13 protein-coding genes are annotated in these 13937 nt (G+C 73.9%); 5 read left to right on the forward strand and 8 right to left on the reverse strand.

From position 1 onward, the window contains the following. Positions 1 to 24 precede the first annotated feature (24 nt). Both FHR36_RS34505 and FHR36_RS34510 read right to left on the reverse strand, forming a co-directional pair. Positions 25 to 1074, reverse strand: coding sequence for a substrate-binding domain-containing protein (locus tag FHR36_RS34505; protein ID WP_253803828.1), 1050 nt, complete (start codon positions 1072 to 1074; stop codon positions 25 to 27). 415 nt (positions 1075 to 1489) lie between these two features. Continuing rightward, positions 1490 to 2329 (reverse strand): alkaline phosphatase family protein, encoded by an 840-nt coding sequence (locus tag FHR36_RS34510; protein WP_308199716.1) that lies wholly within the window; start codon positions 2327 to 2329, stop codon positions 1490 to 1492. A 210-nt stretch (positions 2330 to 2539) separates the two neighbouring features. Here FHR36_RS34510 and FHR36_RS34515 point away from each other — a divergent pair, with 210 nt between their 5' ends. Next, the gene (locus FHR36_RS34515; RefSeq protein ID WP_253803829.1) at positions 2540 to 4495 is read left to right on the forward strand and encodes a glycoside hydrolase family 5 protein; all 1956 of its coding nucleotides are present in this window, start codon (positions 2540 to 2542) and stop codon (positions 4493 to 4495) included. 91 nt (positions 4496 to 4586) lie between these two features. On the opposite strand, the gene FHR36_RS34520 is transcribed toward FHR36_RS34515, so the two are convergent. Then, entirely contained in the window at positions 4587 to 5012 is a 426-nt protein-coding gene (locus FHR36_RS34520) for a MarR family winged helix-turn-helix transcriptional regulator (protein ID WP_253803831.1), read from the reverse strand. Between the two features lie 93 nt (positions 5013 to 5105). Here FHR36_RS34520 and FHR36_RS34525 point away from each other — a divergent pair, with 93 nt between their 5' ends. Together FHR36_RS34525 and FHR36_RS34530 are read left to right on the forward strand one after the other, a co-directional pair. Beyond that, positions 5106 to 6470: an aldehyde dehydrogenase family protein gene (locus FHR36_RS34525; protein ID WP_253803833.1), complete on the forward strand. Its 1365-nt coding sequence runs from the start codon at positions 5106 to 5108 to the stop codon at positions 6468 to 6470. A 50-nt stretch (positions 6471 to 6520) separates the two neighbouring features. Then, positions 6521 to 7288, forward strand: a complete 768-nt coding sequence (locus FHR36_RS34530) for a maleylpyruvate isomerase family mycothiol-dependent enzyme (RefSeq protein ID WP_253803835.1) — start codon at positions 6521 to 6523, stop codon at positions 7286 to 7288. Positions 7289 to 7324: 36 nt separating this feature from the next. On the opposite strand, the gene FHR36_RS34535 is transcribed toward FHR36_RS34530, so the two are convergent. Further along, positions 7325 to 8761, reverse strand: a complete 1437-nt coding sequence (locus tag FHR36_RS34535; RefSeq protein ID WP_253803837.1) for an MFS transporter — start codon at positions 8759 to 8761, stop codon at positions 7325 to 7327. Positions 8762 to 8867: 106 nt separating this feature from the next. On the opposite strand from FHR36_RS34535, the gene FHR36_RS34540 reads away from it, so the two are divergent. Then, complete coding sequence (locus FHR36_RS34540; RefSeq protein WP_253803839.1) at positions 8868 to 9449, forward strand: helix-turn-helix domain-containing protein; 582 nt, start codon at positions 8868 to 8870, stop codon at positions 9447 to 9449. A gap of 80 nt (positions 9450 to 9529) precedes the next feature. On the opposite strand, the gene FHR36_RS34545 is transcribed toward FHR36_RS34540, so the two are convergent. Further along, positions 9530 to 10291, reverse strand: coding sequence for a CbtA family protein (locus tag FHR36_RS34545; RefSeq protein ID WP_253803841.1), 762 nt, complete (start codon positions 10289 to 10291; stop codon positions 9530 to 9532). Between the two features lie 22 nt (positions 10292 to 10313). Then, positions 10314 to 10526 (reverse strand): CbtB domain-containing protein, encoded by a 213-nt coding sequence (locus FHR36_RS34550; RefSeq protein WP_253803843.1) that lies wholly within the window; start codon positions 10524 to 10526, stop codon positions 10314 to 10316. A 302-nt stretch (positions 10527 to 10828) separates the two neighbouring features. Between FHR36_RS34550 and FHR36_RS34555 the strand changes: the two genes are divergently transcribed. After that, positions 10829 to 11401, forward strand: coding sequence for a histidine phosphatase family protein (locus FHR36_RS34555; protein ID WP_253803845.1), 573 nt, complete (start codon positions 10829 to 10831; stop codon positions 11399 to 11401). A gap of 105 nt (positions 11402 to 11506) precedes the next feature. Here the strand turns inward: FHR36_RS34555 and FHR36_RS34560 are convergent, their stop codons facing one another. Next, complete coding sequence (locus tag FHR36_RS34560) at positions 11507 to 12739, reverse strand: vWA domain-containing protein (protein ID WP_253803847.1); 1233 nt, start codon at positions 12737 to 12739, stop codon at positions 11507 to 11509. Beyond that, positions 12736 to 13902: a sigma 54-interacting transcriptional regulator gene (locus tag FHR36_RS34565; RefSeq protein WP_253804145.1), complete on the reverse strand. Its 1167-nt coding sequence runs from the start codon at positions 13900 to 13902 to the stop codon at positions 12736 to 12738. Before FHR36_RS34565 ends, FHR36_RS34560 begins: the two co-directional genes overlap by 4 nt. Positions 13903 to 13937: the final 35 nt, after the last annotated feature.

Below are 13937 nucleotides of genomic sequence, written 5' to 3' on the forward strand. Positions count from 1 at the left end.
AGTACGCGGCGGGGGAGGCGGGCGTCAGCTGCAGTTGACGCCGGCGGCCTGCCAGGTGGCCGCGTCGACCATCTTGGTGGGGGCGAAGGCCTCGGCGGGGAACGCCTTGCCGTTCTTCAGCCGGTCGTAGGCCGTCTGGACGGCGAGGGCGCCGACGTCCTTGCCGTTGATGAACAGGGCGGCCTTCATACCGGAGGGCTTGCCGGACTTCCAGTCCTTGCAGGCGAGGTAGGCGCCGAGGCCGACCCCGTCGATGTCGTCGGGGCCGACGCCCGCGTTCTGCAGGGCGGTGACGGCGCCCTGGACGTTCTCGTCGTTGCAGCCCCAGACCACCCAGTGCTTGACGCCCGGGTTGGCGGTGATGGTCGCGGCCACCTTGTCCTGGGCGCCGGTGGGGGTGTTGTCGGTGGCGACGTCGATGTTCTGGACGGCGGCGCCGGAACCGGCGGCGAAGGCGGCCTTGGCGGCCTTGACCCGGTCGCCGCAGACCGTGACGTCCTGCTTCCAGGCGGAGATGGTGCGGGTCTCGGCCGGGTTCCAGGCGGCCTTCTTGAACTCCTCGGCGGCGCGCTTGCCGACCTCGCCGCCCATCTGCTCGCCGGAGAAGCCGATCCGGGGCACCAGGTCGGACTTGGCGCAGGCGGCCGGGTCCGGGCCGGTGGTGCAGATCTGGTCGTCGGACGTGAGCAGGGCGACCTTGGCGTCCCGGGCGGCCTGGACGACCTGCGGTCCGACGGCCGGATCGGGCACCACCACGATCAGGCCGTTGCTCTTCTGCGCGATCGCGGACTGGACCTCGCTGACGGTCTTGTTGGCGTCGTTGCCGAGGTTCACGACCTTCAGGTCGATGCCGAGTTCGGCGGCCTTGGCCTTGGCGCCGGCGGCCTCGCCGACGAAGTACTCCTGGTCACCCTGCTTCTGCAGGTACGTCAGGGAGATCTTGCCGTCGACCTTCTTGACGTCGCCGTCGCCCGACGCGGAGGCGGTCTGCCCGGTCGAGCAGGCGGTCAGGCCGAGGACGGCGGTCAGGCCGAGTGCGGCCACGGGGGCGAGTCGGTGACGAGGAGTGTGCATGGGTGCTCCTGGGGTTCGGGTAGGACCGGAGAGTGCAACACAACCGCTCAAAAACCAGCGCAATCGAACGCTGCGGATCACAGGAAACGCCTAGTTCATCGAGGCGTCAAGTACTCCGGTACGGTCGGCCCGATCCGCAATACGCTCGTTACGGTCACTCAAATGACGTGACCACACGTGATATTGACGGCGCATACGAACACCGCAGCACCCCGGTGGCCCGGTGTGGGCCGCGGGGTGCTGCGGTGGGTGAACCTGTTCGATCCGGTGCTCCGAGTCCGGATCCCATGCCGGTACTACGGTGACAGGATTGCCTGTACTCCGTCAAGAGTGGCAGGCGGGGCGGACGGTGACACGCCGAAACGGCGCCGACCGCCGGGCATCGACGTGCCCGGCGGTCGGCAGTGGTGCGGGATCAGGCGAACGGGGTCCCGTCGAGGGTCCAGTGCGGGTCGGGGGTGATGCCGAGCGCCCGGTAGACGGTCGCGGCGACGTCGGCGTGGCGGAGGTTCTCCGGGGTGGTGCCGGGCGCGATGCCGGGGCCGGCGGCGGCGATCCAGGCGGTGCGCTCCTGGGGGCTGCGGCCGCCGTGGCCGCCCTCGTCGCGGTGGCCGTGGTCGGTGACGACGATGACCGTCCACTCCTCGGTGTCGGCGCAGGCGCGGTCCCGGACGGCTGTCAGGATCCGGCCGAGCCGGCGGTCCGCCGTCTCCACGGCCCGGTGGTACGCGGGGCCGCAGCCGAGGAGGTGGCCGGTCTCGTCGACCGCGCCGAGGTAGACGAAGGAGGCGTGCAGCAGCTCGCCGGAGCCGAGGATCCGGACGGCTTCGGCGGTCACCTGCTCGTCGCACTCCTCCCAGGCCTCCGTGGTGTCCGCGGCCGCCGCGAGGTAGGACAGGCGGCTGGGCGCGGCGAACAGCGGTCCGCCCTGGCGGGCCAGGAACATCGGCTCCCAGCCGCCGACCGCGAAGGTCTTCAGCCGGTGCTCGGCGGCCAGCCGGGTGGTGAAGTCCGGGAACAGGTCGAGGCGGTGGCCGTCGAAGCGGTTGCCCCACACCCCGTGCTTGGCGACGGAGACACCGGTGACGACGGTGGCCCAGCAGGGGCCGGACATGGTCGGGGTGGCGTCGTCGATCTCGACCGGCGCGAGGAAGCCGGTCTTGGCGAGTTCGTCGAGGTGGGGGGTGTCCAGCAGTGGCAGCAGGTCGAGGCGGACGCCGTCGATGCCGACGACCAGGACGCGGCGTGAGTCCACGGGTGGTTCCTTGTGGTTCGGGAAGGGGGAGCAACGTGCAGAGGCCGGCGGCACGACAGTAGAGGTGACGGTGCGGCGAATCAATACTGGACGAAGTTATTTATTCGCCGGTACCTTGCACCCTGCGCACCCCGAGCACCCCGAGCACCTTGAGCCCGGACCGCCGGTCCGGCCGCACCACCTCCACCCCACCCTCCTGGAGGCACCTCGATGCGTACGACCGGAACCGCCGGAACCAGCAGTCCCGCCCGGCGGTTGCCCGCCGTGCTCCTCGCCGCAGCACTGCTGGTGCTGGGCGCCGTCCCCGCCGCCGGCGCGGCTCCGCAGGCCGCCGCAGCGGCCGTGACGCCGCTGACCGGGCCGCAGTTGGCCGCGTCGTGGACGGGGCCGCTGTCCACCCGGGGCCGGTACATCGTGGACGCGAACGGCGACCGCTTCAAGCTCAAGGCGGCCAACTGGGCCGGATCCCAGGGGACCTGGGAGGGCAGCGGGAGCGCCGACGATCCGGCGAACAACCAGGCCGGACAGGTCTCGCACAACATCCCGCTCGGCCTGGACCGGGTGCCGCTGGCTCAGATCATGGCCGACTTCCACGCGGTGGGCCTGAACAGCGTCCGGCTGCCGTTCGCCAACGCGCTGATCCACGACACCGCCCCCGTCCCGGACTCCGCCGTCGCCGCCAACCCGCAGCTGAAGGGTCGAACGCCGCTGCAGGTCTTCGACGCCGTCATCGCCGCCCTGACCGCCGACGGCTTCGCGGTGATCCTCAACAACCACACCACCAGCTACCGGTTCTGCTGCGGCCTGGACGGCAACGAGCGCTGGAACAGCGGCCAGTCCACGCAGGCGTGGGAGGACGACTGGCTGTTCATGGTGAACCGGTACCGGGCCAACAAGCGGGTGGTCGGCGCCGACCTGCGCAACGAGGTCCGCCGCGACACCTGGGACGACCCCAACTGGGGCACGGGCGACGCGCACGACGAGTACGCCGCCTTCGAGGAGGCCGGCAACAGGATCCTCCAGGCCGACCCCGACATGCTGGTCGTCATGGAGGGGATCAACTGGCAGGGCATCCCGTCCGCCCTGTTCAGCCACGGCCGGCCGATGCTCACCCCGGTCCGCAACCTCTCCAACTCCCTGATCAGGTCGGACAAGCTGGTCTACGCCGCGCACTTCTACGCCTACACCGGGCCGGCCAACACCGGTGCGGGCAGCGGCCCCGGTTCCACCAGCGACCCGCGCTACGAGGACTTCACTCCCGACCAGCTCGCCCAGGTGGTCGACGACGAGGCGCTGTTCGTCACCCAGTCCGGCCAGCACTTCACCGCGCCGGTGTGGGTCAGCGAGTTCGGCGCGGCCGGGCGCGGCTCGACCGACACCAAGGAGAAGGCCTGGCTGGACGCCTTCACCGACATCCTGGTGAAGAACGACACCGACTTCGCCCAGTGGCCGGCGATCGGCTGGACCGACAGCGCGGGCAACCCGCAGGACAACTGGGCGCTGCTCTCCTACGACGCCACCGGCCGCAGGACGGGCGTCAACGACCCCGGCGACTGGCGGGCCACCGACTGGAACAAGCTGGTGAACGCCGCCGGCAGGACCGGCCAGGTCGCCAGGGCCACCCGCTGGAACATGCTCGACCTCGACTTCGGCGACCAGAACGTCTCCGCCACCATGCTCGCCCACGGCGACTGGAGCAGCGGCAACCGCAAGGGCACCTGCATCGACGGCCAGCGGCTGGTCGGCCTCGGCCGCAGCGACAGCCGCGGCCTGTGCACCGACGCGAACCAGCCCGCGACCTCCACGGCCGGCTGGGTCACCGTCACCGACGAGCGGTACGTCACCCACGGCGACTGGGCGAGCGGCTACAACAAGCTGCAGTGCCCGGACAACACGTACGCCGTCGGCTACAGCGTGCACTCCAACGCGATGTCCGCCCTGCTGTGCGCGCCGTCCTCGGCGGCGCTGCCGCTGACCGGCCGCAACGTGTGGTTCGACCACGGCGACAACCGGCCCGCCACCGGCGGCTCCACCGGCAGCGACTGGGCGCCGGGCTACTACAAGGGCCAGTGCGCCGACAACGAGTACCTCGCCGGGGTCGCGTACACCTGGAAGTGGCTCCACTACGGCGTCCCGGACGCCCTGCTCTGCCGCCCGCTGAGCTGAGCCGCCCGCAGCCCCTCGGCACGTCTCCGCCCCCGTCCCGGTCACTGTGTCCGGGGCGGGGGCGGTGCCGTGTCCGGAGCCGGGGTGGTGGTCAGGCCTGCGGGAAGACCCGGCCGAGCAGGTCGTGCAGGGTGCGGCGCTCGTCCTCGTCCAGCTGGCCGAGGGTGGTGAGGCCGGACATCAGCTCGGCGCGGATCAGGGCGACGGTGCGCTCCCCCTCCTCGGTCAGCAGGACGTTCTTCACCCGCCGGTCGGTCTGGTCGACCGCGCGCCGGACCAGGCCGCGGGCCTCCAGGCGGTCGGTGATGCCGGTGACGTTGGAGGCGTCGCAGGCGAGCAGTTCGGCCAGGGTGCGCATCGGCATCGGCCGCCGCAGCAGGCTGAGTACCTTGCCCTGCATGAGGGTCAGACCCTGCTCGGCCGCCACCTCGGCGAAGTGCCGGTAGTAGGCGGCGGCCGCACGGGCGAGGCCGTCCATCAGCTGGACGGGCGTCGGGGGCGGCGGCGCGGTGGTCATGGGGCGAGGGTAGTCGAGAATGGTTGACATACTCAACCATCTGGTCCTACCGTCGGGTAATAGTTGATGACCTCAAGGATCACGGAGCGCGTCATGAGCACCACCCCCAGCAACCCGCCCGCCGGGGAGCCCGGGACCGCCACGGCCCCCGCCGCCGTGGCCCCGGCCGCCGTGGCCGCCCGGCTGCGCGCCGCCTTCGCGACCGGCCGTACCAAGCCGCTCGCCTGGCGCCTCGCCCAGCTCGCCGCGCTCCGCTCGCTGCTCACCGACCGCACCGAGGCCCTGCTCACCGCCCTCCACAGCGACCTCGGCAAGGGCGCCCGGGAGGCGTACCGCACCGAGATCGCCTTCACCCTCAACGAGCTCGACCACACCGTGGCCCACCTCGAGGAGTGGCTGCGCCCCCGGCCCGCGGCCGTCCCGGAGAACTTCCGGCCCGCCGAGGCCCGGGTGGTCCGCGACCCGCTCGGCGTGGTGCTGATCATCGCGCCCTGGAACTACCCGCTCCAGCTCGCCCTCGCACCCCTGGTCGGCGCCCTCGCCGCCGGCAACGCCGCCCTGGTCAAGCCCAGCGAACTCGCCCCCGCCACCTCCGCCGCACTCGCCGAACTGGTGCCGCACTACCTCGACCGGGACGCGGTCGCCGTTGTCGAGGGCGGCGTCCCCGAGACCACCGCCCTGCTGGAGCAGCGCTTCGACCACATCTTCTACACCGGCAACGGCGCCGTCGGACGGATCGTGATGGCCGCCGCCGCCCGCCACCTCACCCCGGTCACCCTCGAACTCGGCGGCAAGAGCCCGGTGGTGGTCGAACCCGGCGTCGACCTCGCGGTCACCGCGGAGCGCCTGGCCCGCGGCAAGTTCCTCAACGCCGGCCAGACCTGCGTCGCCCCCGACTACGTGCTGGCCGTCGGCGACACCGCCGCCGCCCTGGAACGCCACCTCGCCGACGCGGTCGAGGCGCTGTACGGGCAGGACCCGGCCACCCACCCCGAGTACGGACGGATCGTCAACGAGCGCCACTTCGACCGGCTCACCGCCCTGCTCGGCGACGGACGCACGGTGATCGGAGGGCAGCACGACCGGGCCAGCCGCTACCTGGCCCCCACCGTCCTCGCCGACGTCGCGCCGGACGCCCCGGTGATGCGCGAGGAGATCTTCGGACCGGTGCTGCCCATCGTCGCCGTCCCCGACCTCGACGCGGCCATCGCCTTCGTCAACGAGCGCGACAAGCCGCTCGCGCTGTACGCCTTCACCGAGTCCGAGCAGACCAAGCGGCGGCTCACCGAGGAGACCTCCTCCGGCGCCCTCACCTTCGGACTGCCGGTCTCCCACCTCGCCGTCCCCGAGCTGCCGTTCGGCGGCGTGGGGGAGAGCGGCATGGGCCGCTACCACGGCGAGTACTCGCTCGACACCTTCAGCCACACCAAGGCCGTCCTCGACAAGCCCCTCGGCTGAGACCCCGTACCCGCCCCCACCTGCCCCCCACCCACAGGAGCCACCGCACGATGACCACCACCGCCCCCGTCGACCACGCCGCGGCCGTCGCCCGCGAGAGCGCCCGCTTCGTCGACGCGGTCGTGGACGCCGACCCGTCCACCCCCGTGCCGACCTGCCCCGACTGGACGCTCACCGACCTGGTCCGGCACGCCGGCAGCGTCCACCGCTGGTTCTCCGTCCTGCTGAGCCGACTCGTCCAGGAGCCGCCGCGCACCCGCGAGGTCGACCTCCAGCTGCCCGACACCGTCGACGGCTACCCCGGGTGGCTCGCCGCGAGCGCCGAGCACGCCGCCGGGGTGATCGCCGGCCTCGACCCGGACGCGCCGATGTGGGCGTGGGGCGCCGACCAGCACGCCCGCTTCTGGGTCCGCCGGATGCTCTTCGAGACGCTGATCCACCGGGTCGACGCCGAACTCGCCCTCGGCCGGCCCGCCGGGATCGACCGGGCCCTCGCCGTCGACGGCATCGACGAGTTCCTGGTCAACCTGCCGTACGCCGCCCTCTTCGCCCCCGACACCGTCAACCTGCGGGCCGAGGACCGGAGTGTCCGCTTCCGCTGCACCGACGGCGAGGAGAGCTTCCTGGTCCGCCTCCGCCCCGACGGCTTCGCCCTGGAATCGGACAGCTCGGGGGAGGAGGCCGACGCCGAGGTCGGCGGTGCGGCCGCGGACCTGCTGCTGCTCCTCTACGGCCGCCTGGACCGCAGCGCCGACGCGTTCCGGCTCGCCGGCGACCCGGAGCTGCTGGCGACCTGGTTCGCGCACTCCGCGTTCTGAGCCTGCCGGCTGCGAGCCCCCGCCGCCCGGCCCCGGCTACGCCGTCCGGCGTGCCGCCCGGGCCGGGAGGCGGGCGGCGGCGAGGGCCAGCAGGCCGAGGACGGCCGCCACGGCGAAGGTGGTGCGGGTGCCGGTGGCCACCGCCGCCGGGGACGCCGCGGTGACGTCGCTCGTCGCCGAGGCGAGCGCGAACACCGCACCCATTGCCGAGGTGCCGGTCACCAGGCCGAGGTTGCGCGAGAGGTTGAGCAGCCCCGACACCACGCCCCGGTGCTCCGCCTCCACGTCCGCCAGCACGGCGGTGTTGTTGGCGGCCTGGAACAGCGCGTACCCGGCGGTGACCGCGACCAGCGGGCCGACGTACCCGGCGACGCCGAACCGGGCCGGCAGGACGGCCAGCGCCGCGCAGCCCGCCGCGTTGACGCACAGCCCGAGCACGGTCGTCCGGCCCGCCCCCAGCCGGTCCACCAGCCGCCCGGCCGGCACCCCGCTCAGGGCACTGACCAGCGGTCCTGCCGACATCGCCAGCCCCACCGCCGCCGGGGCCAGCCCCAGCGCGCGGGAGAGGTGGAACGGGCCGACCACCAGGGTGGCCATCATCACCGTCGACACCAGGGCGCTCATCACCAGGCCCGCGCCGAGCGCCGGGTCGCGGAACATCCCCACCCGCACCAGCGGAGCGGCCGTCCGCGCCTCCACCCGGGCGAACAGCGCGACGCCGAGGCCCGCCGCCACCAGCAGCGCCGCGTTGAGCGGGCCGAACCGGCCCCGGCCGAGCGTCAGCGCGAGCGCGTACGCGCCGAGGGTCAGCGCCAGCAGCGCCGTACCGCGCAGGTCGAACCGGGCCCGTCCGCCCGCCGCGGCCGGCCGGTCGGCGGGCAGGTGACGGTGCGCCAGCAGCAGCGTCAGCGCGCCCAGCGGTACGGCGGCCAGGAAGACCGCCCGCCAGCCGAATCCGGTGATCAGCACGCCGCCGAGCGACGGCCCGAGCGCGGTGCCGATCGCCGACACGGTGCCCAGCAGCCCCATCGCACGGCCGATCCGCTCCCGGGGCACCGTGTCCCCGACGAACGCCAGCGTGAGCGCCGTCATCACCGCGGCGCCGAGACCCTGCACCGCCCGGGCGGCCACCAGCGTGCCGAGGCCGGGCGCCAGCCCGCACAGCGCCGACGCCGCCGTGAACACCAGCAGCCCGCCCAGCAGCAGCCGCCGACGGCCGATCAGGTCGCCGAGCCGGCCCGCTCCCACCACCAGCGTGGTGACGGCCAGCAGATAGGCCAGGACGATCCACTGGACCTCCTGGAAGGATGCCGAGAACGCCCGCGCCAGCGTCGGCAGCGCCACATTGGCGATGCTGGTGCCCAGCGAGGACAGCAGCATCGACAGCGCCAGTCCGGCCAGCGCCCACCGCGAGCCGCTCGGCCCGTCCTGCGCCGCCGTCGTCCGCGCCGCCTCGGCCGTGGTCTCAGACATCGGCCACCCCCTCGTACCCGCTTCGCACCGTCGGTCTCCCTTCCCGTGTCGGATCTGTGCCCACGGTGCGGCCGGGCGGGGGCATCGGCAAAGTACTGTTGCCGTTATGGCAAACGACGACGCCGAGGTGCTGTCCTCGGTCGGGCCGCGGCTGCGGACACTGCGCAAGCAGCGCGGCGTCACACTGAGCGCGCTCGCCGAGTCCACCGGCATCTCGGTCAGCACCCTGTCCCGGCTCGAGTCCGGCGAGCGCCGCCCCACCCTGGAACTGCTGCTGCCGCTCGCCCGCGTCCACCAGGTGCCGCTGGACGAACTGGTCGGCGCACCCCCGGTCGGCGATCCCCGGGTCCGCCTCAAGCCCCTCAAACGCCACGGCTCGACCATCGTCCCGCTCACCCAGCACCCGGGCGGGCTACAGGCGTTCAAGATGGTGATGGGCGCCTCGCGCAGCACACCCGAGCTGCGCGGCCACGAGGGCTACGAGTGGCTGTACGTCCTGAGCGGCCGGCTGCGCCTGGTCCTCGCCGACCACGACGTGATCCTGAAGACGGGCGAGGCCGCCGAGTTCGACACCCGCGTCCCGCACTGGTTCGGCTCCACCGGTGAGGCGCCGGTGGAGATCCTCAGCCTGTTCGGCGCCCAGGGCGAGCGGATGCACGTCCGCGCCAAGCCGCGCGGCGGGGCCTAGGGTCCGGCGGACGCGCCGAAGGCCGACCCGGGCGGCGCTGGCGCGCCGTTCGGACCGGCCTTCGGGTGGTGCGGGTGCCGTCAGTGCACGGGTGCGGCCGCCGGGGCGTCCGTACCGGCGGTGACGGCGGCCGGCTTCGGGTTGAGCTGCCGCTCGGCGAGGTGGCCGAAGAGCAGTCCGAAGGAGGCCCACAGGGTCAGCTGGATGGCGAGCGCCGCGACGCGGAACTGCCAGAGCAGCGTGGCGGAGAAGTCCTCCGGGACCTCGTTGACGGCCGGGAGGAACACGTACGCGAGGGCGACGAGCACGCCGAAGCCCACGACGGAGACGACGGTGGCGTTCCAGTTGCCCAGCCGGGGGGCCAGGCGCTTGCCGACGATCACCGCGGCGATCGCCAGCAGCACGCTGAGCGCCATCATCAGGAAGTACAGCGTGGTGCGCTTGCCGATGGTCTCGGGGTCGCCGATGGACGGCGGGTTGGCCGGGTACTTGAGGAACGGCACCAGGTAGACCGCGACGAGCGCCACCCCGGAGAGCAGCAGGGCGGTGGCCCGGGGGCTGAACCGGCCCACCCGGCCGAGCGCGAAGCAGTACGCGAGGGCGGCGATGCCGCCCAGCGAGACGCCGTACACGAGAACGCCGGTGGCCAGGCCTGCGGTGGACTGCAGGGACCGGCTGACGATCTCCATGCCGTGCTCGGTGGTGTGGGCGTCCTCGTAGGCGATGGCCGCGTCGACGCGCGGCTCACCGAGGAAGTAGGCGACGACCAGGGCGAGCAGGCCGGCGCCGAGGCCGGCCAGCATGCCGCGGACGAGCAGGCCTCTGACGGTTGCTGAGTTCACGGAGCTTCGGTTTCCCCTCGGATCAGTGGCAGGGGAAGCCGAGCAGGTGGCGGCCGTCGTGCACCCACTCGTGCACGTTCTCACCGGAGATCAGGGCGGTGGCGCCCTGCTCGGCGCCGACGAAGTAGATGAGGGCCATCAGCAGGATGCCGAAGAAGACCGCCCACGGGGCGATCGCCTTGAGGGAGATGGGGGCGATAGCCGGAGCGGTGGCGGGGGCGATGGGGTGAGCCACGGCCTGACCTCCTTTGGGAACACGCGTCCCGTTCGATGGAGCACGGACGACGGGGGCGGGTCTGACTCGTCCGGGCCCCGACGAGGCGTCAGGTCCCGGATTTCACAGTGGCGCGACCGTGCCGGACTTCCACCGGCTTCCACGCACCGTCGTTTCAGTTGTCGCGGAGACAGTACCGTGTCGCGGAGTTCCGGCCAAGGGGCGCCACAGGGGCGCACGGCGCGGTGACCGGCGCGGGCGTCGGTCCCGGGAACAGTACGGGTGCGCTCGATCCCGCGCCCCGGGGCATCGGAGGAGGACTGGTGACGGCGCGCGTGATGTTGATCGCACCGGCGGCCGGGGCGGAACTGCGCGAGGCGCGGTTCGGCGCCGACGGTCCGCTGGACGAGGCCGGCCGTACGGCGGCGCGCGCCGCGGCAGGCGCGCTGCCCACCGCTGTACCGTGCCTGGCCGCGCCGTCCCCGCGCTGCCTGGAGAGCGCCGAACTGCTCGGCCTCACCCCGCAGTCCGACCCGCGTCTCGCCGACCTGGACACCGGCGCCTGGCGCGGCCGCCGCCTCGACGAGGTCGCCGCCGAGGACCCGGCCGCCGTCACCGCCTGGCTCGCCGACCCCGGCGCCGCACCGCACGGCGGCGAGTCGGTCACCGCCCTCCTCGACCGCGTCGGCGCCTGGCTCGACGGCCTCCCCGACACCACCGGCCGCCTCGTCGCCGTCGCCGAACCCGCCGTCGTCCGCGCCGCGGTCGTCCGGGCCCTCGCCCTGCCCCCGGCGCTCTTCTGGCGCCTGGACGTCCGACCGCTGTCGCTCACCGAGCTCTCGGGCCGCGCCGGCCGCTGGAACCTGCGCTGCGGCAGCGATCTGACTTCCCGTTGAAGTGAACGTGAACCCAGGGGCGCGAGGAACTGCGCGCCCAGCCATTCACTCAGGTAGAGCGATGGCCGGTCGCGCATTTCCCCGCGCCCCTGGGTTCACGTGATCTCACGTTTCGAGGGGAATGCGGACCGTCTCGACCCAGGAGGGTGGCGCTGGCGCGTCCTGGCCGATGAGGGCGGCGACCAGGCGGCAGCCGGGGAGTTCGTCCGGCCAGGGGGTCAGTCCGTCGGTGAGGACGATGACGATGCCCGGCCGTTCGGGGGCGGCCATCGCGGCGTCGATGCCGACCCGCATGTCGGTGCCGCCGCCACCGCCGAGGGTGATCTGCTCGGTGGCGGTCACCCGGCTGACCGCGTGCACATCGGCGTCGCAGGCCAGCACCGTCACCCGGTTGCCGCGGACCCCGACCTCCCGCAGGACGCCGGTCACCTCGCCGAGGGCGGCGGCGAGTTCGCCGTCTCCCATGGAGCCCGAGGTGTCGATGACCACCGCCACCCGGGGCAGCGGACGCCGGAGGCTGGGCAGGACCACGCCGCGCAGCGCCGGGGTCCGGCGGGACGGGCGGCGGTAGGTGTAGTCGACGGCGCCGGCCGCCCAGGCGGCCGCCTCCCGGACCGCGCCGGACAGCGCCCGGCGCCAGTCCACGGTGGGTTCGAGGATCTCCTCGGCCCAGCGCTGCCAGCCGGCCGGCAGGCTGCCGCGGCTGCGCTGGTGGGCGCGCATCGCGTCGGCGGTCTGCCGGCGCAGCGCCTGCGCCTCGACGTCGCCGAGCCGGGCGGGCCCGGTGCCGCTGGGCAGCTCCCAGGGCGCGGGTCGCCCGGTCGCGCCCGAGCCGCAGTCGGGGCAGCGCACTTCGGGCGGCAGCAGCGGCAGGTACGTCTCGAAGAGCTGCCCCTCGGGCAGGCCGAAGAGCTTGGGTTCCATCCGTCCGGCGGGCAGCCGCAGTCCGTCGGCCAGCAGGTCGTCGTTGATCTCGCAGTCCTGGGCGACGTTGACCCGGTCCCGGTCCCGCTGCTCGGCGGCGGGCAGCCGGTCGGCGCGGCCGTGGTGGTCGCGCAGCAGGTGGGCCACCTCGTGCACCCAGACGCCCGCGAGTTCGGGCACCGGGGTGGCGGCGACGAAGTCGGGGGAGACGTAGCAGCGCCAGTGCCGGTCGACGCCCATGGTGGGGACGTCGGCGGACTCGACGACGGCCAGGGCGTACAGCGCCGCCGCGAGGTAGGGCCGGTCGCTCGCGGCCCGGAACCGGGCGGCGAGCAGCTTGGTGCGGTCCAGCGCGGTACGGGCCGCCGGAGGCTGCTCCGGTGCGTCCGGGCCGGGAGCGGCGGCGGGTGTCATCGGCCGCCGGGCAGCGCCCCGGACAGCTGCAGCAGGTCCAGGAAGGCGTCGATGCCCGCCGGGACGGTCCAGTCGAGGCGGCGCATGGCGGCGAGGTCGGCCGCGGCCCGGGCGGCCACGTCGGGGACGCCGGCGTCCACGGCCTTGGCCAGCACGACCCAGCCGGCCTCCCAGCGCGGCCGGGTCAGGTCGCTCTGGATGGCGGCCACCACTGCGATGAGGAAGGCGAGTTGGCGGTCGCCGCGGTCGGGCAGGGCGAACGCGTCCGGGTCGGCGAGCACCCGGTCCGGGTCGGGCAGGTCGAGGTGCTCCAGGTAGGAGAGCAGTTCGATGCCGGCCCCGTCGCCGACCGCGCCGGTCAGCGCGGCGGCCAGCGCCTCGCGGCCGGCCCCGGTCGCCCAGCCGGTGGCGAGCAGCCGCAGCGCCATCTCCCAGGTGCGCGGGGACGGCCAGGAGCGGCCGCGGCTCTCCGCGTCGGCGGGCAGGTGGTGGACCAGGCCGGGCCGGGCGGTGAGGAAGCCGGAGACCGCGCCGCGGGCGCGGGCCACCGCGCCGGGCACCCGGGACGCCTCGACCACCGGCACGGTGACCTCGGGCCAGGTGCCGGCCAGGCCGCGGGCGACCGTCCGCGGGTCGTGGGTCCAGTGCAGGTGGACGAAGCGGTTGGCCAGCGGCGGGCTGAGGTGCCAGCCGTCGGCGGCGCTGGACGGCGGGTTGGCGGCGGCCACGATCCGGACCGCCTCGGGCAGCTCCAGACTGCCCACCCGGCGCTCCAGCACCACCCGCAGCAGCGCGGCCTGGACGGCGGGCGGCGCCGAGGACAGCTCGTCGAAGAACAGCAGGCCCTGCCCGGACTCGGCCAGGCGCACCGCCCAGTCCGGCGGCGCCATCGGCACGCCGGTGACCGCCGGGTCGTCGCCGACGATCGGCAGTCCGGCGAAGTCGGAGGGCTCGTGCACGCTGGCGATGACGGTCTCCAGCGGCAGGCCGAGCCCGGCGGCCAGCTGGGTGAGACCGGCCGACTTGCCGATGCCGGGCTCGCCCCAGAGCAGGACGGGCTGGTTGGCCGTCACCGCGAGGGCGAGCGCCTCCAGTTGCGGGTTGGCGGCCGCCTCGGTGCGGGTGGCGCCGAGCCGGCGGTTGAGTTCGTCCGCCGCGGCCAGCGGACCGGGCGCGGTGCGGGCGCCCGACGCGGTGC

Source organism: Kitasatospora cinereorecta (genome assembly GCF_024172095.1).
Taxonomy (GTDB): Bacteria; Actinomycetota; Actinomycetes; order Streptomycetales; family Streptomycetaceae; genus Kitasatospora; species Kitasatospora cinereorecta.